This is a genomic window from Myxococcus sp. AM009 (genome assembly GCF_013372605.1).
Lineage (GTDB): Bacteria > Myxococcota > Myxococcia > Myxococcales > Myxococcaceae > Myxococcus > Myxococcus vastator.
Map to the genome: position 1 here is coordinate 1 of NZ_JABXEP010000118.1, position 26,435 is coordinate 26,435.

A 26,435-nucleotide genomic window follows, 5' to 3' on the forward strand; every position below is an offset into this window, starting at 1 on the left:
GTTTGGCGGCGAGGACTTCCCGCTCGACCTCCCGCAGGTGACGACGGGCCGGGGCAACATCGCCAACGCGGGTGGCGGCGGCGTCTGCCACAACTCCGGCGGTGGTGGCGGCAGCAACGCGGGCGCAGGTGGCATCGGTGGGCGCACTTGGAGTGGGGAGGACGGTCCTACGGTTTCTCGGACGGTGGGTGGGCTCGGTGGCGCCGGTCTGAACTTCGATGCGGTGAGCCAGGGGCTGTTCGGCGGTGGCGGTGGCGCTGGACATGGCAATGATGACGTGGCCGGCGCGGGGAGCGCGGGAGGCGGGTTCGTGTTCATCCGCGCTGCCTCGCTGTCGGGGGCCGGTCGTGTTTCGGCGAACGGGCTGGCGGGCGGCAACGCCCTGGGGGATGGAAATGACGCCGCGGGCGGAGCGGGCGCTGGCGGCACCGTGTACCTGCGCGTCACCGGAGCCCTGAGCTGCTCGGCCAACCAGGTGTCGGCCCGCGGTGGCAATGGCGGTAGCACGATTTTCGCCGAGCACGGCACGGGCGGCGGCGGTGGTGGCGGCCGGGTGCTGACGCAGTCCGCGACGGGAACGTGCCCTCCGGTGGTCACCGGCGGCGCCGCGGGCACGCAGCCGACGGCCAGCGCTCCGGACGGTCTCACGTATGGCGCCGCTGCAGGAACCCCGGGTGTCATCACCGTCCTGCCGGGCGCCTTCCCGGCGAACCTGCCGGCCCCCGTGGTGGTGACGCCGGCCAACGGCTCCACCACGGGCGTTCGTCCGGCCATCACCGGCTCGGCCCCCGCGAACTCCACGGTGGTCATCTTCGTGGATGGCGTCGAAGTGGGCCGCGCGACGGCGGACGCCGTGGGGAACTTCAGCTTCACGCCGACCGTGGACCTGCCTGTCGGCGCGCATACGGTGAATGCCTACGCCCAGTTCCAGGGCGTGTCGTCCGTGCTGAGCAACACCAACACCTTCACCGTGGTCTCCGACACCACGCCTCCGGACACCACCATCGTGAGTGGGCCTCCGGCGGTGACGAATTCCACCAGCGCTACGTTCGACTTCAGCTCCAATGAGAGCCCGGTGACGTACCAGTGCGCGCTGGACGGCGGCCCGTTCGTGGCCTGCACCGACCCGCGCACGTTCACGGGCCTGGCGGAAGGCAACCACACGCTGGCGGTGCGCGCGGTGGACGGGGCGGGCAACGTGGACCCGACGCCCGCGACGTACGCGTGGACGGTGGACACGACGGCGCCGGATACGACCATCGTGAGTGGGCCTCCGGCGACGACGACGTCCAGCAGCGCGACGTTCGACTTCAGCTCGGACGAGAGCCCGGTGACGTACCAGTGCTCGCTGGACGGTGGGCCGTTCGTGCCCTGCACCGACCCCGTCACCTACACGGGGCTGGCGGATGGTGCGCACACGTTGGCGGTGCGCGCGGTGGACGCGGCGGGCAACGCGGACGTGACGCCCGCGGAATACACGTGGACGGTGGACGCCACCGCGCCGGACACCACCATCGTGAGTGGGCCTCCGGCGGTGACGAGCGCCACCAGCGCGACGTTCGACTTCAGCTCGAACGAGAGCCCGGTGACGTACCAGTGCTCGCTGGACGGTGGGCCGTTCGTGCCCTGCACGGACCCGCTGACGGTCAATGGGCAGAGCCAGGGCAACCACACGCTGGCGGTGCGCGCGGTGGACGCGGTGGGCAACGTGGACCCGACGCCCGCGACGTACGCGTGGACGGTGGACACGACGGCGCCGGATACGACGATTGTCAGCGGCCCTCCGGCGACGACGACGTCCAGCAGCGCGACGTTCGACTTCAGCTCGGACGAGAGCCCGGTGACGTACCAGTGCTCGCTGGATGGTGGGCCGTTCGTGCCCTGCACCGACCCCGTCACCTACACGGGGCTGGCGGATGGTGCGCACACGTTGGCGGTGCGCGCGGTGGACGCGGCGGGCAACGTGGACGCGACGCCCGCCACCCGGACGTGGACGGTGGATGCCACCGCGCCGGACACCACCATCGTGAGCGGGCCTCCGGCGGTGACGAACGCCACCAGCGCAACGTTCGACTTCGATTCGAACGAGAGCCCGGTGACGTACCAGTGCGCGCTGAACGGCGCGCCCTTCACCGCCTGCGCGGACCCGCAGTCGTTCACGGGCCTGGTCGAGGGCGACCAGACGCTGGCGGTGCGTGCGGTGGATGAGGCGGGCAACGTGGACCCGACGCCTGCTCAGTACGCGTGGACGGTGGACCTCACGCCCCCGACGCTGCCGACCATCGACTCGCCCGCGGACCAGGAGGAGGTCGCCACCGCGACGCCGACGCTGACGGGAACGGGAGAGCCGGGCAGCAGCATCTACCTGGAGGTCGGTGGTGCGACGCACGGTCCCATCGTCGTCGATGAGGACGGCAACTGGACCTTCATCGTGCCGGAGCCGCTCGACGAGGGCCCGCACACGGTGAGCATCACCAGCGTCGACCCGGCGGGCAACTCGGCGGGGCCGGTGACGAGCACGTTCATCGTCGACCTGTCGGCGCCCGACACGTTCATCGACTCTGGTCCGGCGCTGCTGACGCAGGACACGTCCGCTACTTTTGATCTCCGCTCGGAGGGCGGCGGCGTGGCCTACGAGTGCAGCCTGGACGGGGGCATGTATGTGGCCTGCACCGACCCCGCGGCCTTCACGGGCCTGTCGGATGGGGACCACCTGCTCCTGGTGCGCGCGGTGGATGCGGCGGGCAACGTGGACCCGACGCCCGCGCAGTACGCGTGGACGGTGGACACGACGCCGCCGGACACGCTCGTGGTGAGCGGCCCGCCGGCGGTGACCTCGGAGACGTCAGCCTCGTTCGAGTTCGCGGCCTCCGAGCCGGGCTCCACCTACGAGTGCAGCCTGGACGGCGCGGCCTACGTGCCGTGCACGGAGACGGCGACGTTCAACGGCTTCGCGGAAGGGGAGCACACGCTCCTGGTTCGCGCGGTGGACACCGCGGGGAATGTGGACCCGACGCCCGCCGAGCACACCTGGACGGTGGACCTCACGCCGCCGGTGGCGCCGCTCATCACCTCGCCCGCGAATGGCGCGGTGCTGGATGACGGGGTGGTGACCATCACCGGCACGGCGGATGGCGCCGAGTTCGTGACGCTGACGCTGGATGGGACGACCTACGGCCCCATCCCGGTCGACGCGGGTGGCAACTGGACCTTCACGCCGCCGGTGACGTTGCCGGACGACACGTACACCATCACCGTCACGGCGACGGATGAGGCGGGCAACACCAGCGCTCCGACGAGCTCCACCTTCACGGTGGACACGGCGGCGCCGGACACCGCCATTGACAGTGGCCCGGCGGTGCTGACGAACGTGGCCACCGCGGACTTCGTCTTCTCCTCGAACGAGTCTCCGGTGACGTACGAGTGCTCGCTGAACGGCGCGCCCTTCACGGCGTGCCCGGCCCAGGCGCAGTTCGGCCCGCTGCCGGACGGCGACCAGACGCTGCTCGTGCGCGCGGTGGATGCGGCGGGCAACGTGGACTCGACCCCCGCCGAGCACACCTGGACGGTGGATACGGCGGCGCCGGTGGTGGTCATCACCACGCCCGTGGACGGCGCGGTGCTCGACGTGCCGGTGGTGACGTACTCCGGTACGTCGGAGCCGGGCAGCACCGTGACGGTGGTGGTGGATGGCGTCACGGTGGGCACGGTGGAAGCCGACGGGGTCGGCAACTGGTCGCTCCCCGTGGGCGACACGCTGTCGGAGGGCCCCCACACGGTGTCCGTCACGGCGGAGGACGAGGCGGGCAACACCAGCACGACGGTGACGCACACGTTCATCGTGGACGCGGAGCCGCCGGAGACGACGTTCACCTCGACGCCGCCCACGCTCACCAACAGCGACTCGGCGACGTTCGACTTCGACTCGGACGAGTCCCCGGTCACCTACGAGTGCAGCTTGGACGGCGCGGCCTTCACTGCGTGCCCGGACCCGGTCACCTTCACGGGCCTGGATGACGGCGAGCACACGCTGGAGGTGCGCGCGGTGGATGCCGACGGCGACGTGGACCCGACGCCGGCCAGCTACACCTGGACGGTGGACACCACCGCGCCGGATACCCTCATCGTCACGGGCCCGCCGCTGACGGACGCGCCCAGCGCGGCGACGTTCGACTTCGACTCGGACGAGTCGCCGGTGACGTACGAGTGCAGCCTGGACGGCGCGGCGTACGTGCCGTGCACGGACCCGGTCACCTTCACGGGCCTGGCGGAAGGCAGCCACACGCTGAGCGTCCGCGCGGTGGATGAGGCGGGCAACGTGGACGACACGCCGGCGACCTACACCTGGGCGGTGGCGGTCGACTCGGACGACGACGGCCTGACGGACGCCGAGGAGATTGCGCTGGGCACCGACCCGAACAACCCCGACACGGACGGTGACGGCCTGCCGGACGGCATCGAGGTGAATGTCGCGGGGACGGATCCGCTCGACGACGACTCGGATGACGACGGCATCCTGGATGGCAACGAGGACGCCAACCACAACGGCATCGTCGACGACGGCGAGACGGACCCGAACAACGGGGACACGGATGGCGACCTGCTGTCGGACGGCCTGGAGCTGGGCCTCACCGAGCCCCAGGGCACCGACACGGACATGACGGGCTTCGTGGCGGACTCCGACCCGACCACGACGACGGACCCGCTCAACCCCGACACGGACGGCGGCAGCGTGCGTGACGGCATCGAGGACGCCAACCGCAACGGCCGGGTGGACCCGGGAGAGACGGATCCGCTCAACCCCGCGGACGACGTCGACTCCGACGGCGACGGCATCGACGATGCGACCGAAATCTCGCTGGGCCTGGACCCCAACGACGCGGACAGCGACGACGACGGCGTGCCGGACGGCATCGACGGCGTCACCGACACGGATGGTGACGGCCTCATCGACGCGTTGGACCCGGACAGCGACAACGACGGCATCCTGGACGGCACGGAGCTGGGCGTGACGCTGGAGAGCGCTCCGGCGGACACGGACCGAGGCTCGCCCAACTTCCGTCCGGACGCGGACCCGAGCACCACCACCGACCCGAAGAACCCGGACGCGGACGGCGATGGCCTGATGGACGGCGAGGAAGACGCCAACCATGACGGCCGAGTCGACACCACGGAGACGGACCCGAACAACCCGGACACGGACGACGACGGCCTGACGGACGGCGTGGAGGTGCGCGGCTCCAACCCCACCCACCCGCTCGACCCGGACACGGACGGCGACGGCCTGACGGACGGCGCGGAGGACGCCAACCACAACGGCTCCTTCGACAACGGGGAGACGGACCCGAACAACGCCGACACGGACGGCGGCGGCGTGAACGACGGCGAGGAAGTCACGGGCGGGACGAACCCGCTGGATGGCAACGACGACTTCGTCATCTCCGGCCGTGGGTGCAGCACGAGCGGCGCGGGCACCTTCGCTCCGCTGGCGCTGCTCCTGCTCGGGCTGCCGCTGCTGGGCCGCTTCCGCCGCTCGGCGGGGCGGGCCGGTGGGGCCCCTGTGGCCGCCGCCGTGCTGGCGCTGGCGGTGCTGCTGGTGTCGCGGCCGGCCGTGGCGCAGGTGCCCACGCTGTCCGCCTCCCAGTCCATCGACGTGCAGCAGTACAAGCCGGGGCCGAGCTCGAAGGACATCCTGGGCGTCCAGAGCGCCCAGGTGCATTCCCACCTGGGTTGGAACGTGGGCGTGTCCGTCAACTACGCGGACAAGCCGCTCAACTTCATGGACCCGCGCTCGGGCCGGTACATCACCGCGCTGGTGCGCAGCCAGGTGGGGGTGGACCTGATGGGCTCGGTGGGCCTCTTCGACCGCTTCGAGCTCGGCGTGCTGCTGCCGGTGACGCTCCAGCGTTCGCAGGCGGCGCCCATGGTGGACCCGTCCTTCGCCCAGGGCGTGGGCTCGGGCGGCATCGGTGACCTGCGCCTGGTGCCCAAGGCCCGCCTCCTGGAGGAGGGCTCCTTCGGCCTGGCCCTGACGGTGCCGGTCGTGCTGCCCACGGGCGGCGGCTCTGACTTTCTCGGGAGCTCGGGCGTGGGCGTGCAGCCGCGCCTGGTGGCCGAATACGGCGAGCGCTTCCGCGTGGCCGCCAACGTGGGCGTGGACTTCCGGCAGATGCAGCAGCTGCGCAACCTGAACGTGGGCAACGCGGTGTCCTACGGCGTGGGCGCCGAGCTGCCCTTCACGGTGCGCGAGGTGCCGCTGGCGCTCGCGGCCACGGTGGTGGGCGCGGTGAACCTGGAGCAGCAGGACACCGAGGAGCGCCCGCTGGAGCTGCTGGCGGCGCTGAAGTACCGCGCGCTGGGCGGCTTCTCCGCGCACGTGGGCGGCGGGCCGGGGCTCACCCGCGGCTACGGCACGCCGGGCTTCCGGCTGCTCGCGGGCTTCAGCTACAGCCCGGAGCCGTCCCGCGAGCCGCAGCCGGCGGCGCCGGTGGACACGGACGGCGACGGCCTCCTGGACCTCCATGACGCCTGCCCGACGGACCCCGAGGACAAGGACGGCTTCCAGGACGAGGACGGCTGCCCCGACCCGGACAACGACGCGGACGGCATCCCCGACACGGCGGACGCGTGCCCGAACGAGCCGGAGACGGTCAATGGCTTCGAGGACACGGAGGGCTGCCCGGACGTGGCGCCGCCCCCGCCGCCAGTGGACACGGATGGCGACGGCCTCATGGACCCGGAGGACCGCTGCCCCAACGCCCCGGAGGACAAGGACGGCTTCCAGGACGAGGACGGCTGCCCGGATCCGGACAACGACCGGGACGGCATCCCCGACGCCGAGGACAAGTGCCCGAACGAGCCGGAGACCATCAACGGCTTCCAGGACGAGGACGGCTGCCCCGACAAGGGCAAGGTCAAGGTGCTCGTGGATGGCGAGCGCATCGTCATCCTGGAGAAGGTCTACTTCGCCACTGGAAAGGACGTCATCCTGGCCCGCTCGTTCCCGCTGCTGAAGCAGGTGGCCGCGGTGCTGCGCGCCAACCCGCAGGTGGAACTGGTCCGCATCGAGGGCCACACGGATGCCCAGGGCAACGACGCGAAGAACCTGGACCTGTCCCAGCGCCGCGCGAACAACGTGCGCGCCTTCCTGGTGAACGCCGGCATCGCCGAGGGCCGCATGGAGGCGGTGGGCTACGGCGAGGCGAAGCCGGTGGACACCAACAAGACGGCGAAGGGCCGCGAGAACAACCGCCGCGTGGGCTTCACCATCCTCCGCGTGGGGAAGGTGGAAGTGGAGCGCGAGGCGCGGTGACACACGGGCCCTGAATACCCGGTGAAGCACACCGGGTGCGCTCATCCACGGGTGGCTCCGAAAGAGATTTCGGGGCCACCCGTCGTTTTTTGGGGCATGCTGCGTCCCACCCGCTACGCAGTGCCGTGGCGCGCGAGTCAAGGGGCGAAGTTCACCCACCGCGTCGCACGCCTGCACGTCCTTGCGTTGGCGTAAGTGCGCGTCAGGACTCGGACGCGCAGCATCCCGCTACAGGCTCGTAGCGGAATACTTGCCAAAGCGTGGGACTTGCTGATGATTGAGGAGGTTGGGAGCACGCGCGCTGCATCGCGCAACTCCGGGCGAGAGGACCACCATGGACCAGTTCGATCAGAACAAGCAGGCCGCCAAGATTCGGGTCGTCGGGGCGGGTGGCGCCGGCTGCAACGCCGTCAATACGATGATCCTGTCCAAGTTGGACCGGGTGGACTTCATCGCCGCCAACACCGATGTCCAGGCGCTCGCCGCGAGCAAGGCGCCCACCCGGCTTCAGCTGGGCCAGACGCTGACGAAGGGCCTGGGCGCGGGCGCCAACCCGGAGATGGGCCGCGAGGCCGCCCTGGAGTCACGCGACCAGATTGCCGCGGTGCTCGAGGGCGCCGACATGGTGTTCGTCACCGCCGGCATGGGCGGCGGCACCGGCACGGGCGCCGCGCCCATCATCGCGGACATCGCCAAGAGCCTGGGCTGCCTCACGGTGGGCGTCGTCACCAAGCCCTTCCTCTTCGAAGGCAACAAGCGCCGCAAGCAGGCCGAGCAGGGCATCGTGGAGCTCAAGGCCGCGGTGGACACGCTCATCACCATTCCGAACCAGCGCCTGCTGTCGCTCTCCAACGAGCCGATGCCGCTGCTGGAGACGTTCAAGCGCGCGGACGAGGTCCTGCTGAACGCCGTGCAGGGCATCAGCGACCTCATCCAGTACCACGGCTACATCAACGTCGACTTCGCAGACGTGAAGACCATCATGAGCGACAAGGGCATCGCGCTCATGGGCACGGGCCACTCGACCGGCGACAAGCGCGCGTTGATTGCCATGCAGCAGGCCATCGCCAGTCCGCTGCTGGAGGACGTCACCATCGACGGCGCCACGGGCCTGCTCATCAACATCACCGGTGGCCGCGACATGACCCTGCAGGAGGTCAACGAGGCCCTGACGCTGGTGCACGACGCCGCCGACAGCGAGGCGGAGATCATCTTCGGCTCGCTCATCGACGAGAACATCTCGGACGAGGTGAAGATCACCATCATCGCCACGGGCTTCGTGCACCGGGACGCGCCCAAGGTCCGCACGGTGACGCCCGTGGTGCAGGTGCCGCTGTCGCGTCCGGCGCAGTCCGTGCTCGCCAACGCGCGTGAGGAAGTCGCCAGCCTGGTGCCCACCAAGGGCAGCGGCTCGCGCCAGCTCACCGTGGAGAGCAGCAAGGCCGTGAGCGCCCGCACTGCGGTGGTGAAGGACGCGCCGCTGCCGCTGGACGAGGACCAGTTCGACATCCCCACCTTCCTGCGGCGGCAGGGCCAGACGGAGCTGCCGTAAGCGGCAGGGGAGAAGCGGGGCTCAGCGAGCGGGAAGCTGGGCCACGCTGGCTTCGTCGCGGGCGGACAGGGTGTCCGCGCGGGCGAAGAGGGCGTCGACTTCCGAATAGAGCGCGTCCACGCGCTCCGGGAGCCGGGCCGCGGGCAGCACGCCGTCGCCGGACACTTCCTCCAGGCGCGCGTGGGCCCGCTGCAGCAGCTGGAGCGCCTTCAGCAGGGAGAGGCCGCGGCGCGTGCCCTCCTCGGTGAAGAGGGTTCCGCTCTGCGTCAGCGCCTCCAGCGTGGTGCGCACGAAGCGCACGCGGTCCGTGTGCCGGCCACGGTAGAGGTCCAGGCGCTTGGCGCGCCGCGCGTGGTGCAGATTGACCACGCCGCCAGGGCTTGAAGAGGAGGGGGGCGTCACGGGGAACAAGGTACGACACCGCCTTGTAGACCCGCAAATTTACTGGACTGTAGGGACCTGTTGCACGTCCGCCCGCACCCTTGTCTTGGGAGGGAGCGAGGGTTAGGTTCGCCGCCCTTTCGCACCCGCACCCCAGGGGTTTCGCCATGTTCCAGAAGCTGCTCATCGCCAACCGGGGAGAAATCGCCCGCCGCATCGGCGTGGTGGCCCGGGGAATGGGGCTCAAGACGGTCGCCGTCTATTCGGACGCGGACGCCGAGCTGCCCTTCGTGAAGGAGGCGGACGAGGCGGTACGCATCGGCCCCGCGCCGGCCAAGGACAGCTACCTTGACGCCGCCGCCATCCTGCAGGCCGCGAAGCAGACGGGCGCGCAGGCCATCCACCCGGGGTACGGCTTCCTGTCGGAGAACGGCGAGTTCGCCCAGGCCTGCGCGGACGCGGGGCTCATCTTCGTGGGACCGCCGCCGGAGGCCATGGCGCGGATGAAGGACAAGAGCCAGGCCCGCAGGCTGGTGTCCGCCGCGGGGGTGCCCGTGGTGCCCGGCAGCGAGGACGTGGTGCCCGACGTGGCCAGCGCGCTGGCGGAGGCCGAGCGCATCGGCTACCCGGTGCTCGTCAAGGCGGCCAGCGGCGGCGGGGGCATTGGCATGGCGGTGGCCAGGAGCCCGGCGGAGATGGAGAAGGTCTACCGCCAGTGCACGGACCGGGCGAAGGCCGCCTTCGGCAAGGAAGGCGTGTACGTGGAGCGCTACTTTCCGGCGCCGCGGCACATCGAGGTCCAGATTCTGGGGGACCAGCACGGCCACCTCATCCACTGCCTGGAGCGGGAGTGCTCCATCCAGCGGCGACACCAGAAGGTGGTGGAGGAGGCCCCCTCCGTGCTGTTCGCGGACGGGCGCAACCCGGAGCTGGCGCGGAAGCTCTTCACGGCCGCGGTGGCCGCGGCGAAGGCCTTCGGCTACGCCAACGCCGGCACGGTGGAGTTCCTGTACTCGGACGGTGAGGTCTACTTCATTGAGATGAACGCCCGCCTCCAGGTGGAGCACCCGGTGACGGAGCTGACCACGGGGCTGGACCTCATCGGCTGGCAGCTGCGCATCGCCGCGGGTGAGCGCCTCACGGTGACGCAGGAGGACGTGAAGCGACGCGGGGCGGCGCTGGAGTTCCGCATCTACGCAGAGGACCCGGTGAAGTTCTTCCCGTCCCCTGGGCCGCTGAAGGTGTTCCAGCCGCCCACGGGCGAGGGCGTCCGGCTGGACGCGGGCTACGGCGAGGGCAACACCGTCACGCCCAACTACGACCCGATGATTGCCAAGCTCATCGTCACCGGTGAGACGCGGGCGCAGGCGATTGCGCGCTCCGTGGCGGCGCTCCAGTCGTTCCGCATCGAAGGCATCAAGACGAACATCCCGCTCCACCTGCGCATCGTGCAGGATGCGGCCTTCCAGGCCGGCGAGCTGGACACGCACTTCCTGGAGCACCACGCCAAGCCGGCGTAGCGGGGCCCGCTCCAGCCCCACCCACCCCTGAGGAGGCACGGATTCATGGCGGACGTAGCGGCGCACATCACCGGCACGGTGTGGAAGATTGAGGTTCAGGTCGGCCAGCAGGTCAACGCGGGCGACACGCTCGTCATCCTCGAGTCCATGAAGATGGAGATGCCCGTGGAGGCAGAGGAGGGCGGGACGGTGAAGGAGATTCGGGTGAAGGAGGCGCAGTCGGTCAACGAGGGCGACGTCCTCGTGGTGCTCGGCTAGCAGTGGAGCCCGTCGTCGCGACAGGCGCTTCGCTGAACGTCGAGGACCGCGACGACGGGGTCCGGGTGTTGACGCTGTCCAACCCGGCCCGCCGCAACGCGCTGGATGACGGCCTCCTGGCTCGGCTGGACGCGGCGCTGGAGCCCGCCCCGCACGTGCGCGCCTTGCTGGTGCGCGGCGCGGGTGGGGCGTTCTGTTCCGGCTATGACTTGACGCACCTGGGCCCCCCGGGCGCGGACGGGCGGCTGCCGGATGACCTGCTGGTGGAGTGCCTGCTGAAGCTGGAGTCCCACCCCGCGCCCAGCGTGGCGCTGGTGGAGGGCCCGGCGGTGGGCGCGGGCTTCGACCTGGCGGCCTCGTGCGACTTCCGCGTCGGCGCGCCCAACGCCGTCTTCCTCATGCCCCCCGCGAAGCTGGGCATCGTCTACTCCCCGGAGGGGCTGGCCCGGGCCGCGCGGCTGGTGGGCGTGGCGCGCGCCAAGCAGCTCTTCCTCGCGGCGCGGAAGCTGAGCGCGCGGGAGGCGTTGGAGTGGGGGCTGCTGGACGACTGCCTGGCGGACGCGGAGCCGCGCGCGCTGGCGCTGTGCGCCACCCTGGCCAGCCATGCGCCGCTGGCGGTGTCGGGGATGAAGGAGTCCTTCGGGCGCCTGGCTCGGGCCCCGTTGGAGGCGGCGGACCGGGCGCGGCTGCGCGGCTTGCGCGCGGCGGCCTTCGGGAGCGAGGACGCGAAGGAGGGGCGGGCGGCCTTCCTCGAAAAGCGCCCGCCCCGCTTCTCCGGCCGCTAGTCAGGGCGGCCGGCGGGGTACTGCCACGGCGACATCAGGTGTCGCCGAAGAGCTCGCCCATGCGCAGCTGCAGCGCCGAGGCAATCTTGTACAGCGAGGAGATGGAGGCGGAGGACTCCGCGCGCTCAATCTGCGACAGCAGCGACACCGACAGGCCCGTGCGCCGCGCCAGCTGCTTGAGCGTGAGCTCCTGCGTCTTGCGTGCGTCGCGGATGGTGCGGCCAATGGCGCGGTGCAGGTCCGCCTCCGGGTCCTGGGACAAGCCCTTCTTCTGGAGGGCGTTGCGGACCGCGGTGATGAACTGCTCCGGCTCCATGGGCTTCTTGACGTAGTCGGAGGCCTGCGCCTTGAGCGAGGCCACCGCCGTGTCCACCGTGGGGTACGCGGTGGCGACGATGACGGCCACGTCCGTGTCGTACTTGCGAATCAGCTCCAGCACCTCGGTGCCCGACATCTGCGGCATCATCATGTCGAGGATGACGAGGTGGAAGTCGGAGCCCCGGAGGATTTCCACCGTCTGGGTGGGGTCCGTCGTGGTCACCACCTCGTAGCCTTCACGGGTCAGGACCAGCTTGAGGTAGTCGCAGTTGTCCTGCTCATCATCAACTACCAGGATGCGAATCTGCACAGCGTCTCCTCGCTGCAGTTCAGTGCCATGGGACCGGAATACCCTCGGGGGGCGAGGGTGATTCCGGCAGACCACTACTTCTTGGGATTCTCGTAACTCTCGACCAAACCCTTCACGCGCTCGTAGTACGCGTGATTGGGCGCAAGTTCCAGGAATCGCTTGTAGTGAACCGCGCCCTTCTCGGGCTGGTTGTCATTCGCGTAGGCGGACCCGAGGTAGAGGTGGCACTCGGCGCGGCCAGGTTCCAGGTCGAGGCACTTGTTGAGCTGCTCGATGGCCTGCCGGTAGCGCAGGCCCTTGATGTGCTCGAAGCCGTCCGCCTGGGCCTTGGCCGCCGCGGACTGCGCGGCGGACGGCGCCTTGTCCGTGCCGGAGGTGGGAACCGCGGCGGGCGGAGCCGCCTTCTTCTTGGCCTCGGCGACCTGCGTCTTCAGCGCCGCGTACTCCTTGGCGAACGCCTTGGTGGCGGCGCTTTCGCGCAGGGCCTCCTCGGCCTCCGGCAGCTTGCCGTCGCCCAGGGCCTTGCGGACGTCGTCGAGCCGCCGCTTCATCAGCTGCTCGGCGCGCGCCTCGTCGAGCCGGGTCTCCACGTCACGGGGGCGCTGGCCGTTGGCATCCTTGATGACCTCCAGCGCCTCCACGGCCGCGTCGAAGTCACGCGCCGCGATCGCCTTGTCGGCGACCGCGCGCTGCTCCTCCATGGAGGGGCCACGTGGGGGGGGAGGCGTCTTGGGCGTCTGCGCCGCCGCCGTCGCGAGCGGGGTGTCGTTGGCCGCGGCCTGGTCCTCGATGGTCGGCCGCGGCTCCTCGTCCGGGAGCGGCGTGGGCGTCTGCGCGATGACGGGGGCCGCTACCGGCTGGGCGCCCTGCTGGTTCAGGTACCAGAAGGCGCCGCCGCCGCCGCCGAGCAGCAGGGCCGCGAGGCCCGCCACCAGGGGCAGCTTCGAGCGCGAGCCGCCGCCGGCGGCCGCGTCGTCTGACGCGTCACCGGCGTTGACGAAGCGCAGCTTCACGTGTCCCAGCTCGATGATGTCTCCGGTGCCGAGCGTGGCCTGCGCGTAGCTCTCACCGTTGACCGTCATCCCGTTGGCGGACTGCATGTCGATGACGCGCCACTCGCCAGCGTCCTCGCGGACGAGCTTGGCGTGGGTGCGCGACAGCGACCGATGATCCAACGTGATGTCGTTGTCGTCGGTGCGGCCGATCCGCAGCTCCGTGCGGATGCAGGCGAACTCCTGGCCCTTGAGCTCGTCCGGGGACAACACGAGCAGGCGGGGAGCGTCCTCGGCGGGCACGTCCACCACCTTGCGCGGCCGCTCCGCCTCCACCTGATCCAACCGGATGATGGAGGTGGAGTGACGGCGGGCCTCCGCGGCGCTGAGGGAGGGCGGGGTGTGGTCGCTCTCCTCGGGCTCGTTGTCGGAGTCGTCCTCCTCCGGCTCGGGCTCCGGCCGGCGGGCGGGCACCTTGGTGGTGATGGGGCCTACGGCGTTGGCCGCGCCCTCGGCTTGGAGCGCGAGGTCGTAGTCGCCAATCTGGACCAGGTCGCCCTCTTTCAGGGGCGACTGACCCGCGATTCGCTCGCCGTTGATCCGGGTGCCGTTATAGCTCCCCAGGTCTTCCACTACGACGTGGCCATTGAGTCGCACCAATCGTGCGTGACGGCGAGACACATTTCGTTCCGTCAGGCGGATGGTGTTTCCCTCCTGACGGCCGATGGTGATCTCGTCACGCACGAAGGGAACAACGGTCTTGCGCCCCTCGTCGTCTTCGATGATGAGCTTCAGCACGGGTCCGATCCGCGTACAGTCATAGCAGAACGGCCTTTCCCTGTACAAGCCATGTATCCCCCTCAAAAGACAGGACTTTCTCCCGAGGAAGAGGGGCAGGCGAGGCTGTTGTCCATCGGTCAATCGGCCGGTGGAGCGCGACTTGGGGGGGCGCCCTGGCTCACCTTGATCCTGGCCACCGTGCTGGTGGCCATCCACGGCGCGGCGCGCGCGACGGGGCCCGTGGGGCTGGACTCCCTGCTGCGGTGGGGCGCCAAGGCGGGGCCCCTGGTGGTGGACGCGGGCCAGGTCTGGCGGCTCGTCACCGCCAACTTCCTGCACCGGGACTTCCTCCACCTGTCCCTCAATGTCCTGGTGCTGCTGGCGGCGGGAAGCGGCCTGGAGCGCCTTTGCCGGCGCCGGGACTACGCGGCGCTGCTGGTGGCGGCGGGGCTGGGCACCATGGCCGGCTCGCTCGGCAACTCCGGGGCGGTGAGCGTGGGGGCCTCCGGGCTCGTGTACGCCTGTGTAGGGGCGCTGCTCGTCCTGGGCCGGCGTCACCGGGCGAAGCTGCCGGCGCGGTGGATGTCCGGCGAGGCCGCGGTGCCCACGGTGCTGGTCTTCCTCTGGATGGGGTGGACGTCGGTGGGCGTGGACAACGCGGGGCACCTGGGGGGCCTGCTCGCGGGACTGCTGGCCGGCGTCTTCCTGGAGCCGCGCTGGCGTCCGGCCCCAGGCTGGCTGCGCCCGGTGGGGATGGTGACGGTGGCGGTGGTGCTCGCGGGAGGGGTGGTGGCGGAGCGCTCCATCTGGCGCACGGAGCGGGATGACGGCTTTGGCATCTCCGTGGCGCTGCCGCGCGACTGGCGGGGCGACGTGGACGGGCAGGGCCGGCGGGCCTTCTCCAACGGCTTGCCCGGGCGTGGCCGCGCGACCTTCTCGGCGGAGGCCATCGAGACGGGAGAGCCGGGAGACGGCTCGGTCCAGGCACGGCAGTTCCAGCAGGACGTGTTGGTGCAGGGCGCTCAGGGCCCGGAGGGGCGGACGCTGAAGGTGACGGGGCCGGTGGCGGCGCGCGTGGGTGGGCGGAGCGCGCAGCGGCTGCATGCGGAGCTGGAGGGGCCAGGGGGGCCCACCCATCTGATGGCGCTCTTCGTGCCGCGGGGGGAGTGGGTGTACCGGTTGGTGTTCACCTGGCCCGCGGCGTACCCCGCCTACCGAGAGGTGGTGGACCGGATGGTGGCGGAGCTGCGCTTCGACGAGCCATCCGTCCTGCGCGAGGCGCGGGCTCACGCGCTGCTCGTCCCGGGCGCGCCGGGACCGCTGCGCGAATTGGGCGGGGTGCTGCGCCGCCTGGGCCTCCCCAAGGAAGCGGTGGCGCCGTTGAGCGAGTCCGTGCGGCTGGCGCCCGCTCATGTGGAGACGCGCGTGGAGCTGGCGCGTGCGCTCCTGCAGGCGTCGCGCGTGGAGGAAGGGTGTCACGCGGCCGCGGAGGCGCGGGTGTACGGGCCCTGGGACACCGGCGCGTTGGAGGCGGGCGTGCGCTGCGAGCTGTCACGCGGCAACGTCGCGCGGGCCTTGGAGCGCCTGGTGGAAGCGCGCCAGGTGGACCCTCAGGATGCCCGGCTGCGCGCGGCGGAGCTCACGCTTCGGACCGTGCTGGAGGCGGCGCCACACCGCTGAAAAACAGGTCGGAAAATGTAGGTGAAACTGCCGAGAGTCACCGCAGATAACCCCAATGCAGGCCACGGTCACACGCAGAGGGGGGAACACCATGCCGCAGATTCCTGGAGTCAAGTCGACCGTTTCGTCTTTCAAGCCCGGGCCCGTGGTGGCGGAGGTCGCGGACCGGACCATGAACGCGGTGGCGCTCGAGGCGAACGTCGCCAAGCGCGTGGGGAGCAAGGGCGGCTCGTCGGAGCCGGTGAGGACACCGCAGCAGGCGGTGAGCACGATTGGCAGCACCTCGGGCACGCTGAACAACGCCATCAACGTGGCGGACACCTTCGAGACGGGTGCCCGCGCCATCGGCCAGATGTCGCGAGGCACCGTGCCCACGGCGCTGCCCCCGACGTTCGTTGGGAAGACGCTGGGCAAGTTCGTCCCGGGCCTGAACGTCGTCGGTGCGATGTCCTCGTTGTCGAACACGCGGGACGTGTTCACCAACGCGTCGTCGACACCGTCGCAGAAGACGCACGCGGTCATCGACTCGGCGAGCGCGGTCGTGTCAGCGCTGCCCATTCCCGGTCTCGCGCAGGGCGCTGCCGTCGTGAACACGGTGAACAGCCTCTTCACGCCCTCTTCGTCGCAGTGAGCCGGTCCCGGGCGCTCCTTGGGGGAGCGCCCGGGCCTCTCTTGCCGCGCATCACCGGGCGCCGAAGACGCGGACCGCGAGCCCCGCGTTCGCGGTCCACTCACTGCGCCGGGCCAGCCCCGCGTCCCGGTGGACATAGGCCCCGCTCACCTGGAGCACCACGGGCTGGTCCGCCACCGCCAGCACGACGCGCTCCAGGCCCACGTCCGTCCTGGCGCGGAAGTACAGCCCACGCTCGATGCCAACGCTCCAGCCCGCGAGCCCCGATGCGCGCAGGGCCCACAGTCCGTCCCGTGACTCCAGTCCCGCGTCGAACATCAGCTCGGTGAAGGGCGCCACCGTGTGCGAGGCGCCCTCCCTGGAGCGCCGCACGGAGTGCCCGGCCGCGGGCCCCACGCCGAACCACGCCCGCTCCGTCTCCGCGCGCACCGGGTCCAACAGCAGGCCCAGCCGTCCCGCCTCCAAGGTCCACCCGGGGCCCTCCCAGACGCGGCGCTCCAGGTGCCCCAGCCGCAGCGCCACCGTCACGTCGAAGGGGAAGGGGATGCGCGCTGGTCGCGCCGTGGGCACCAGGATGAAGCCTTCCTCCAGGTGCCGGCGCAGCGTCCCGTCATACGCGGTGAAGGTGAGCCCACGCTGCTCCCCATCCCACGCCTCCAGCCCGAGCAGCCGGTGGTTGTTGAACCAGGGCGACCCCTTGCTCCGGCTGCTGCGTCCGCTTCGGAGGTGCACGCCCGTGCGCACCGCCTGCGTCATCACCGAGCGGCTGAGCCGCATGCGCGTGCCCACCACGAAGCCGTCGCCCGGGTCGAAGCAGATGGGGTAGGGCTCCCCGCGTTCGTCCAGGGCCACGCAGGCGTCGTCGGTGGGCACGCCCCGCGGCACGTCCGCGGCGGTGGCCAGCAGCAGCGCCAATCCGAGCATCAGCATGGGGGCCTACCCCTTCACGGACGCGCCCCTGGGCGCGGAGCGCCGCGCGGGCGCCCAGAGGGAGAAGCGCAGGCCCGCGGACGTGGACCACTCCCACTGCTCGGGGACGCCCGCGAGGTCGCCACGCTTCACGCCGCGGCCATCCACGAGCAGGGTCACCGGCTGGTCGTTGATGGCCAGGAGGATGACCTCGTAGCCGGCATGGAGCCGCAGCCGCTCCGGCCTCGGCGGGCGGCCCGCGACGGCCGGGGCCAGCAACACCTTCTCCGCTTCCACCCCCAGCCGCAGGTGGTGGAAGCCGTTGCGGTCCAGCGTCAGGTCGGCTTCGAGCGCCGCGCCCGGGACGAAGGTGTTGAAGCCATTCGCAGCGTCCCGCTCGAAGGAGGGACCGGCGCGCACGCGCACGTAGGACACCAGGTCCTTCGAGTGCCACAGGTCCACCGTGGCGTGGAGCGCGCCCCAGGTGAGGAAGCGCCCCACTTCGCCGCCGCGTTCGAGCTCCTCCACGCGGAGCGTCTCCATCCACAAGCCCAGGTTGAGGTGGAGGTCATGCCGCCGCGGCTTGCCGAAGAAGGTCGTCACGCGGAAGAGCGGGTCGTCGCGCTCGACGCTGAAGTCGTAACGCGCCGCCGTCAGGTCGAGCGAGGGCACGCCCAGGTGCAGCTCCGTCTCCAGGACGCGGAGCCGGTGCAGCCGCTTCCCTTGGTGGGACGGCGCCTCCACCGCGATGCCGAAGTCGGCGCGCATGCGGCCCTGCGCCTGGCCGTCATGCCAAAGCGGAGCCCAGGCGCCTCCAAGCCAGACGCGCCGGTTCAGGTCGAAGTTGAACTGCATCACCCGCCCGCGCTCGTCCCGGTACCAGCCGGGTGGGGCCGCCGCGCGGGCCGGCTCCATTCGATAACCCTTCACCCGCGCCGCCGCCTCGTCGTCGAGCGCGATGGAGCAGGGCGTCACCCGCGCTTGTCGCCGGTCCGTCTCCTGGCCCTCGGCGTCCAGCTCCCGCCGTGGAGACACCCGGCACACCTGGGCGGTGTCGTCACACTGGGCTCGCCACTCACCGGAGGGGACGGCCTGCGTCGGTGGCAGCCGCAAGCACACCGTGGGGGCGTGCCAGGTCTGGGAAGGGAGCGGTGTGGCGGGCGACTGAAGGACGGGGGCCTCGTTCCCTGGCTGCGCGAGCAAGAGGGCGCAGACCAGGGGCACCGCGGGGGCGAGCATGATGTCTCCTCGGCGGCCACTTCCATCGGCCTCGGGAAGCACCGCCGGGCCCAGGCGTTTCAAGCGCCGTGCCCCAGCCAGGGAGCCGTGCTTTCGCGGGGTTGGCGCCCCTTCCGTGTACATCCACCTGCACAGCGGCGCGCAGTCAGGCTCACGGCAGAGGCGGTTGGCGGTGGTCGACCGGAGGGGGCCGCGGGGATATAACGCCGCGTCCCGCCGAGGGTGGGCCGCCCACCGTCCGGAACGACTCAAGGAGCTTCAGTCCGTGGAGAGCGAAGTCGAACAGCAGCGGGAGCAGACCTTCGCCGAGGCCATCCTCGGCAAGGACTTCTTCCAGGCGAAGTGGGCGAAGCGGTGGCTGGAGCTGTCCTTCAGCCTGCGCGTCGTGACGGCCACGGCGGGCTTCGCGGCCCTGCTCTTCCTCCCCTACCTGGGCGCGGTGGGCCTCTGGGACTGCTGGGAGACGCACTACGGCGAAGTGGCGCGGATGATGATTGTCCGCCAGGACTACGTGTACCCCTTCTGGGAAGGCTCGTGGTTCTTCTCCAAGCCGCCGCTCACCATGTGGATGCAGGCGCTGGGCATGTACGCCGCGGGCGCGGTGAACCCCGGCGGGGTGCTGGGCCGCTACATGGAGTGGGGCATGCGGGTGCCCTTCGCGCTCCTGAGCATCACCGCGGTGGCGCTGCTGTCGCTGGCGGTGTCGCGCGTGGTGTCCCGGCGCGCGGGCCTGGCCACCGGCTTCGTGCTGGCCACCATGCCGCTGTACTTCCTGCTCACGCGGCAGACGGTGACGGACACGCCCTTCGTCACGACGTTCATCTGCGCCATGGCGTGCGCGCTCATCGGCCAGTTGGATGCGACCACGAAGCACCGCGCCGCCTGGTGGTACGGCTTCTATTTCTTCGCCGGCCTGTCCGCGCTGGCCAAGGGCCTGCTGGGCGTGGGCCTGCCCGCCGTCATCCTGATGCTGTACGCGGCCCTGTCCGTCATCCCCTGGGACAGCGACAGCCTGGACGCGCACCTGAAGTGGCTCACCCAGTCCAGCTTCCGCAAGGACGTGCGCGAGGGCCGTCAGCCCATGCCCGTGCTGTGGGGGCAGATGTTCAAGATGCACCTGGGCACGGGCATCCTGGTGTTCTTCGCGGTGGCGGGCCCCTGGTACCTGACGCTGTCCCTCTTCGGCTCCGTGGATGATGAGGGCAAGCTCTTCTGGTACCGCTTCTTCGTCCATGACCACCTCAACCGCCTCACGGCGGGCGTGCACACCACCACGCCGGGCGGCACGTTCATCTACTTCATCGAGCAGGGCGGCTTCGCCATCTTCCCCTGGGTAGCGCTGCTGCCCGGCGCCTTCTCGGTGGTGGCGCGGCTGAAGCTGCGCTCGGAGAAGGCGGCGGACCACCTGGCCATCATCGCGGTGCTGTGGGTGGCCTTCTCCTTCTGGCTGCTGTCGTCCAGCGCCACCAAGTTCCACCACTACGTCTTCCCGGTGCTGCCGGGCGTGGCCGTCCTCCTGGCGCTCTTCATCGACCGGCTGTGGGAGGAGGGCATCTCCGCGCACGCGGTGAGCCTCATCTTCGGCTTCATGCTCTTCGTCCTGGTGGGGAAGAACATCGCGGAGAACCCGAAGATCTTCACCGACTTGTTCGTCTACAACTACGACCGGCCCTATCCGCAGGACCTGGTGACCAAGCCCATCGCGTTCTTCACCTCGCGCCCGCTGTGGACAGGGGATCTGGTGACGCTGGTGCTGCTGGCCTTCGGCGTCTACCTGTCCTTCGACGCCTTCTCCGCGAAGGGGCGGGCCCGGACGACGCCGAGCGCGCGCGCCGTGGCGCTGATGTTGCTGCTGGGCGGCGTGGCGACGCTGGGCGCGGTGAGCGCCCAGGCGCAGGTGTCCGCCAAGGCGCTGGTGGGCGTGGCGGTGCTGGTGGTGGCCGGCTACCTGGCGTGGGAGTCCATGCGGCCGGGCGCGGAGGGCCGCGTGGCGCTCCAGACCCTGGCCGGCGTGCTGGCGGTGGTGGGCATCGCGTTCGCGGTGCGGGGCTTCCGTCAGCCGGCGGCGGCGGACTCGCTGCTCAAGGCGCTGTCGGAGCCCGTCAACATCAAGAAGTCGCTGGGCTTCACCTTCGCGGTGGCGGGCGGCATGGCGGTGGTGGCGGCGCTGATGCGGGCCCGGGCGATGCTGTTCGGCACCTTCTGGGTGCTCGCGGCGGGCATGGCCCTCTGGTTCAACTGGAGCCACTGGGTGGACCTGTCCCACCACTGGACGCAGCGTGACCTCTTCTGGCGCTACTACGCGCAGCGTCAGGTAGGCGAGCCCATCGTCGCGTACATGATGAACTGGCGCGGCGAGACGCTCTACTCGCAGAACACGGTGGAGCAGTACCGCGCTTCGGACGCCAACGCGCGCATGCGCGCCCTGGCGCAGCGCCCGGGCCGCGAGTGGGCCCTGGTGGAGCACAACCGGCTCAACCTGTTGCGCACCGCGGTGGGCTCGGACAAGGTCGTCACGCCGGTGGACCGCGACATCAACAACAAGTTCCTCCTGGTGACCATCGATTGAGCGGCATCCACGTCCAGGAGCTGGGCAAGCGCTTCGGAGACCGGGTGGCCGTGGAGGCGTTGTCCTTCCACGTGCGGCCCGGCGAGGTGTTCGGCCTGCTGGGTCCCAACGGCGCGGGGAAGACGACCACGGTGCGCATGCTCACGGGGCTGCTGCGGCCCACCGAGGGCGAGGCCACCGTGTGGGGTCACCGGGTGGACCGCGACGGCGAGCCGCTGCGCAAGGTGGTGGGCCTGCTCACCGAGCAGCCTGGCCTCTACGACAGGCTCACCGCGCGGGAGAACCTGCGCTTCTTCATGAAGCTGCATGAGCTGGATGAAGCCGCGGCCTGGCCTCGGGCCCGGCACTACCTGGAGCGCTTCGGGTTGGGCGGGCGTGAACAGGAGCCGGTGGGCGGCTTCTCCAAGGGCATGCGGCAGAAGCTGGCCATCGTCCGGACGCTGGTGCACGACCCGAAGGTCATCTTCCTGGACGAGCCCACCAGCGGCCTGGATCCGGAGTCCGCGCGCACCGTGCGCGACGCCGTGGCGGAGCTGGCGTCGGAGGGGCGCACCATCGTCCTGTGCTCGCACAACCTGGCGGAGGTGGAGCGCCTGTGTGAGCGCGTGGCGGTGGTGAAGCGCCGCCTGCTGGCCATGGGCCCGGTGCGGGAGCTGCGGCACGCGGGGCAGGCGCTGGAGGTGCGCGTGGAGGGGGAGGCGGAGCGCTTTCGCGGAGCGCTGGCCCGGCTGGCCTTCGCGCCCAACGTGCTGGCCGAAGGGCCGAAGCTGCGGGTGATGCTGGCGGATGATGCGCAGGCGCCCGACGTGGTGGCCTGCCTGGTGGGGGCGGGCGCGCGGGTGCACAGCGCGGTGCCCACGCAGCGTCCCCTGGAAGAGGTCTATCTGGAGCTGCTGCGCGAGGGGAGGGGGTAGCCGATGGCGTTCCGTCCGAAGCGGGCCCTGGCGGTGTTCTGGAAGGACTTCCTGGACCTGCGAAAGAACGTGGGCCTGCTGGTGTCCATGATGGTGCTCCCGGCCGTCATGGTGCTGGTGCCCATTGGCGTGGTGTGGACGTACGTGCGCGCGCCGGACCACGCGGACCTGCGCAGCGTGGCGCTCTTCTATGACCCCACGCTGCCGCTGGGGGCCAGCGCCGCGCGCTTCCTCATCGACAAGACGCTCACCGACTGGTTCGGCATGTTCCTGGTGATGCCGGTGTTCGTGCCCATCCTCATCGCGTCGCAGAGCGTGGCGGGGGAGAAGGAGCGGCGCACGCTGGAGCCGCTCCTGGCCTCGCCCGTGACGGCGGCGGAGCTGGTGACGGGCAAGAGCCTGGCGGCGCTGGTGCCGTCCGTGGCGATCACATGGACGGCCTTCGTCCTGTTCTGCGTGGGCGTGGACATCGTCGCGTGGCCGCTGGTGAAGATGCCGCTGATGCCCAACGCGCTGTGGACCTTCGGCGTGTTCGTCATCGCGCCGCTGTTCGCCTTCTTCGGCAACGGGGTGGCGGTGCTCATCTCCGCCCGGGTGAGCGAGGCGCGCATGGCCCAGCAGCTGTCCGCGCTGGTGGTGCTGCCCCTCGTGGGCATGGTGGGCGGACAGGTGGCGGGCGTGCTCAAGGCGGGCTTTGGCTACTACCTGCTCCAGGGCGCCGTGGTGCTGGTGCTGGACGCCCTCCTGCTGTGGGCCAGTATCCGCCTGTTGGACCGCGAGCGGTTGGTGAGCCGCTGGGGCTAGCGGACGCCGGCCCCCGCTTTCCAAAGCATCCAGCCCGCCGAGCGGCTAGGCTTTCGCCAGTGAAACTGGCATGTTGCGAGCAGGTACCGGTACGCGAGCGCGCGCGCTTTCGTCCTGGATGCCATGCTCTTAAATGGGGTTGAGGTGGCGGCGCGGGTTGACCGGCTGCCAACGCGGCCACGGAGGCGCTGACGGCAATGGGTATCTTCGACAGCATCAAGGGTGAGGCGAAGCGCAACTTCATCGCCCGGGCGGATTCATCGAAGGGCGACATCATCTACAAGTATCCGGAGAACAACGTCCGGATGCTGACCCAGCTCACCGTCGATGCGGACGAGGTCGCCCTCTTCGTGAAGGACGGCAAGGTGGAGGGCAAGCTGGGGCCCGGCCGTCACTCGCTGGACACGAACAACATCCCGTTCCTGTCCCGCCTCATGGAAGGCTTCACGGGCGGCAACCTCTTCATCTCCGAAATCTTCTTCGTCTCCACGCGGGAGTTCGCCGGCGTGAAGTTCGGCGGTCCCATCGGTGACGTGCGCGACCCGGAGACGGGCCTGGGCATCGGCACCATGGTGTACGGCGACTTCTCCATCCGCGTGACGGACCCGGAGCGCCTGGTGGTGGGCCTGGTGGGCATGGGCCGCACCGGCAACGAAGAGCTGCTCGGCTGGTTCAAGAACCAGGTGCTGAAGGTGACGCGCGACCGCATCGCGGAGCTGCTCGTCAAGAAGCGCTGGCCGCTGCTCGACGTGACGAGCGGCGCGTACACCGAGGAGATTGAGACGGAGGTCATCTCCGGGCTCAAGCCCCACGTGGACGGCTACGGCCTCACCGTGGTGCGGATGGGCAACTTCCACGTCTCCATCAAGGAGGAGGACGAGGCGACGCTGAAGAAGCTGGGCAAGGACGTGGCGTACTCGCGTCTGGCCGGTGGCTTCCAGCAGTACGCGCAGGGCCAGGCGATGCTCGGCGCGGCCGAGGGCATGGCCAAGGGCGGTGACGGCGGCGGCGGCGCGGGCAACGCGCTGGGCGGCATGGGCATGGGCATGGGCTTCGGCATGGCCCAGCAGTTCATGAACCAGCAGCCGCACCAGCAGCGGCCCCCGGAGCCCGCGCCCGCGGCGCCCCCGGCGGACACGCGCAGCCCCGCGCAGCGCCTGAAGGAAATCAAGGAGCTGAAGGATGCGGGCGTCCTCAGTGATGAGGAGTACAACGCGAAGCGCGCGGAGCTGATGAAGCTCCTGTAGTGCCCTTCGTGTTCCCCGCGGGACCCAGAGCCTCCGTCCGACACCGGGCGGGGGCTCTCGTACTTTCCCCGACGTGCACCGGGGCTGGATGGACCGCAAACGTCCCCTGCGCTACACAGGGGGCGCCGCGGTCGTCGTGCGGTGTGCGTTTCAGGGCGCCTCACCTGAGGGCTCAGAAGGCGTGCGCCGTGCATGGGCGCGTGTGGGACGTGTCGCGGGAGGGGTGTATCCCCGCGGGCCGGACGTCCCCGTGCCAGCCAGGCTGGCCGTGGGTTTCCAGGGAGACAAGGCATTGAGGACGTTTCGTTACAGGTCCCGCTCGGCGCTGTTGGCGCTCACGGTTTCACTGTCCGCCTGCCGTGAGGATGTTCCGCCGGCTCCGTCCATTGACGGTCCGCGGGAAGAGCAGTCCGTTCCGTACGTGTCCATTGACGGCATGGACAACGCGACCGGCTTCCTGCGGGGCACCATCCAGGGGCAGGGTGACATCAAGGCCGTGGAAGTCCACGTGGACGGCGTGCTGCTCGGCTGGGCCGAGGTGCACGGTGACCAGTGGCGCATCCAATGGCTGCCCGGCGCGAGGATGCACACCATCGAAGTGGTGGCGCATGACGGTTCGGGCACGCCGGCCCGCGTGTCGCTGGCGCTCCAGCCGTTGGACTTCGACACGCCGCACGCGCTCTATCAGTCCCCGTCCCTGCTGACGCTGCCCACGAGCGAGTCCGCGACGACGCGCTACACGCTGGATGGGTCGACGCCGACGGCCGACTCGCCCCGCTACACCTCTCCGCTGGTCCTGATGCGCTCACAGGGCGAGCCCGCGCCCCTGTCACTCATTCCCACGAATCCTCCGGAGACGCCGGTGGACTGGCGGTGGCTGCCGCCCCGCGGGCCGGTGCGCCGCGCCGCCGTGGTGCGGTTCCAGCAGTTCCAGGACGCCACGCCCGTGGGCGCCTCCGGCACGCGGAGCTATCTCATCGACAGCGCTCATGGCCCGTTGCCGGTGATGTCCCTGACGGTGGACGCGGAGCACTTCTTCGGCTTCGAGCACGGCATCTACGTCCCCGGGAGGATTCACGCGGAGGACCCCATGCCGGACTGGATATGGGGCAACGGCAACTATCACCAGGGTGGCAAGGACTGGGAGCGCCCCCTCCACGTGGAGTGGTTCGAGGTGGACGGCCAGCCGGTGATTTCGCAGGGGGCGGGGGTGCGCATCCACGGCTCGGGCAGCGCGGCGCTGCCGCACAAGAGCCTGCGCCTGTACGCGAAGGAGGACTACGGGCCGAAGACGTTCCGCGCGGCGGTGTTCCCCGACGAGACGCTGGACGAGTACACGCGGCTCATCGTCCGCACGTCGGGCCAGGACCTGCTGTACTCCAAGATTCGCGACTGCGCGCTCCAGGGGCTGCTGCGGGAGACGGCGCTGCACCTGCAGGCCTGCCGCCCCACCGTCCTGTACCTCAACGGCGAGTACTGGGGCCTGCACGAGCTGCGCGAGCGGTATGACGAGTACTACCTCGCGTCGCGCCACGGCATCGACCGCAAGAAGGTGGCCATCCTGGAGCTGAACGGGGTGCTCGACACGGGCGAGGAGGGCGACGAGTCGCACTACCTGGCGCTGCTGGACTTCGTCCGGAACAACGACCTCTCGCTGCCGGAGAACCTGGCCCACGTGGAGTCGATGATGGATGTGGACGACTTCATCGACTATCAAATCGCGGAGATCTTCTTCGCGAACCCCGACTGGCCCCACAACAACGTCAAGTTCTGGCGCTACGTGGAGCCAGATGCCCAGGGGCCCGCCGCGAAGGACGGCCGCTGGCGCTGGCTGCTCTACGACTTGGACGGGGCCTTCCTGGGCGACGCGGATTACGACGCGCTGGCCCGGGTGCTGACGGATGAGACGCTCCCGGAGTGGTCCGTGGTGCTCATCCGCAAGCTGATGACGAACGCGGACTTCAAGAGCCGCTTCGTGTCGCGCTTCCAGTGGCACCTGGACAACACCTTCCGCGAGGAGCGCGTGACGGCGCACCTGGCGTCGCTGACCGACCTGGTCGCCGCGGAGATGCCCGCGCACATCGAGCGTTGGGGCTATCCGGTGTCCATGGAGTCATGGCGCTACTACGTGGACGCGATGCGTGACTACGCCACGCAGCGGCCCACGTCCGTGCGCCAGCACCTGGAAGCGGCGTTCGGTCCTTTCTAGGGCGCCGGCGCGGGCGGGGCGGGGG

The 26,435-nt window shown here is 70.3% G+C and carries 17 protein-coding genes; 12 read left to right on the forward strand and 5 right to left on the reverse strand.

From position 1 onward, the window contains the following. Both HV824_RS25275 and ftsZ read left to right on the forward strand, forming a co-directional pair. Positions 1 to 7,312: Ig-like domain-containing protein (locus HV824_RS25275; RefSeq protein WP_176424438.1), on the forward strand; the 7,312-nt coding region annotated here is incomplete at its 5' end. A gap of 334 nt (positions 7,313 to 7,646) precedes the next feature. Further along, positions 7,647 to 8,864 carry a cell division protein FtsZ gene (gene ftsZ / locus HV824_RS25280; RefSeq protein WP_176420130.1) on the forward strand — a complete coding sequence of 406 codons (1,218 nt, stop codon included), beginning with the start codon at positions 7,647 to 7,649 and terminating at the stop codon, positions 8,862 to 8,864. Positions 8,865 to 8,885: 21 nt separating this feature from the next. On the opposite strand, the gene HV824_RS25285 is transcribed toward ftsZ, so the two are convergent. Beyond that, positions 8,886 to 9,275 (reverse strand): hypothetical protein, encoded by a 390-nt coding sequence (locus tag HV824_RS25285; protein WP_176424439.1) that lies wholly within the window; start codon positions 9,273 to 9,275, stop codon positions 8,886 to 8,888. A 137-nt stretch (positions 9,276 to 9,412) separates the two neighbouring features. Here HV824_RS25285 and HV824_RS25290 point away from each other — a divergent pair, with 137 nt between their 5' ends. The 3 genes from HV824_RS25290 to HV824_RS25300 are packed head-to-tail and all read left to right on the forward strand — an operon-like array spanning position 9,413 to position 11,808. Further along, positions 9,413 to 10,765 (forward strand): acetyl/propionyl/methylcrotonyl-CoA carboxylase subunit alpha, encoded by a 1,353-nt coding sequence (locus HV824_RS25290; protein WP_176420128.1) that lies wholly within the window; start codon positions 9,413 to 9,415, stop codon positions 10,763 to 10,765. A 45-nt stretch (positions 10,766 to 10,810) separates the two neighbouring features. Beyond that, positions 10,811 to 11,023, forward strand: coding sequence for a biotin/lipoyl-binding carrier protein (locus HV824_RS25295; RefSeq protein ID WP_176420127.1), 213 nt, complete (start codon positions 10,811 to 10,813; stop codon positions 11,021 to 11,023). A gap of 2 nt (positions 11,024 to 11,025) precedes the next feature. Continuing rightward, complete coding sequence (locus HV824_RS25300; RefSeq protein WP_176420126.1) at positions 11,026 to 11,808, forward strand: enoyl-CoA hydratase-related protein; 783 nt, start codon at positions 11,026 to 11,028, stop codon at positions 11,806 to 11,808. 34 nt (positions 11,809 to 11,842) lie between these two features. Here the strand turns inward: HV824_RS25300 and HV824_RS25305 are convergent, their stop codons facing one another. Both HV824_RS25305 and HV824_RS25310 read right to left on the reverse strand, forming a co-directional pair. Continuing rightward, a complete protein-coding gene (locus tag HV824_RS25305) occupies positions 11,843 to 12,436 on the reverse strand; it encodes a response regulator (RefSeq protein WP_141648350.1) in 594 nt (197 codons plus the stop codon). A gap of 74 nt (positions 12,437 to 12,510) precedes the next feature. Then, positions 12,511 to 14,226, reverse strand: coding sequence for an FHA domain-containing protein (locus tag HV824_RS25310; protein WP_176420125.1), 1,716 nt, complete (start codon positions 14,224 to 14,226; stop codon positions 12,511 to 12,513). 165 nt (positions 14,227 to 14,391) lie between these two features. On the opposite strand from HV824_RS25310, the gene HV824_RS25315 reads away from it, so the two are divergent. Beyond that, positions 14,392 to 15,888 carry a rhomboid family intramembrane serine protease gene (locus HV824_RS25315; protein ID WP_176420124.1) on the forward strand — a complete coding sequence of 499 codons (1,497 nt, stop codon included), beginning with the start codon at positions 14,392 to 14,394 and terminating at the stop codon, positions 15,886 to 15,888. Positions 15,889 to 15,979: 91 nt separating this feature from the next. Then, positions 15,980 to 16,519, forward strand: coding sequence for a hypothetical protein (locus HV824_RS25320; RefSeq protein WP_176420123.1), 540 nt, complete (start codon positions 15,980 to 15,982; stop codon positions 16,517 to 16,519). Positions 16,520 to 16,570: 51 nt separating this feature from the next. Here the strand turns inward: HV824_RS25320 and HV824_RS25325 are convergent, their stop codons facing one another. Both HV824_RS25325 and HV824_RS25330 read right to left on the reverse strand, forming a co-directional pair. Then, on the reverse strand, positions 16,571 to 17,449 hold the full coding sequence (locus tag HV824_RS25325; protein WP_176424440.1) for a hypothetical protein: 879 nt from the start codon (positions 17,447 to 17,449) through the stop codon (positions 16,571 to 16,573). A 6-nt stretch (positions 17,450 to 17,455) separates the two neighbouring features. Beyond that, complete coding sequence (locus HV824_RS25330; RefSeq protein WP_176424441.1) at positions 17,456 to 18,667, reverse strand: hypothetical protein; 1,212 nt, start codon at positions 18,665 to 18,667, stop codon at positions 17,456 to 17,458. 265 nt (positions 18,668 to 18,932) lie between these two features. On the opposite strand from HV824_RS25330, the gene HV824_RS25335 reads away from it, so the two are divergent. The 5 genes from HV824_RS25335 (at position 18,933) to HV824_RS25355 (ending at position 26,410) form a co-directional block, all read left to right on the forward strand. Beyond that, a complete protein-coding gene (locus HV824_RS25335; RefSeq protein WP_176424442.1) occupies positions 18,933 to 21,236 on the forward strand; it encodes a glycosyltransferase family 39 protein in 2,304 nt (767 codons plus the stop codon). After that, positions 21,233 to 22,150, forward strand: coding sequence for an ABC transporter ATP-binding protein (locus HV824_RS25340; RefSeq protein WP_176420119.1), 918 nt, complete (start codon positions 21,233 to 21,235; stop codon positions 22,148 to 22,150). Before HV824_RS25335 ends, HV824_RS25340 begins: the two co-directional genes overlap by 4 nt. 3 nt (positions 22,151 to 22,153) lie before the next feature. Beyond that, positions 22,154 to 22,954 (forward strand): ABC transporter permease subunit, encoded by an 801-nt coding sequence (locus HV824_RS25345; RefSeq protein ID WP_163786303.1) that lies wholly within the window; start codon positions 22,154 to 22,156, stop codon positions 22,952 to 22,954. Between the two features lie 197 nt (positions 22,955 to 23,151). After that, positions 23,152 to 24,201, forward strand: a complete 1,050-nt coding sequence (locus HV824_RS25350; protein WP_176411642.1) for an SPFH domain-containing protein — start codon at positions 23,152 to 23,154, stop codon at positions 24,199 to 24,201. 436 nt (positions 24,202 to 24,637) lie between these two features. Continuing rightward, the gene (locus HV824_RS25355) at positions 24,638 to 26,410 is read left to right on the forward strand and encodes a CotH kinase family protein (protein WP_255208329.1); all 1,773 of its coding nucleotides are present in this window, start codon (positions 24,638 to 24,640) and stop codon (positions 26,408 to 26,410) included. Positions 26,411 to 26,435 lie beyond the last annotated feature (25 nt).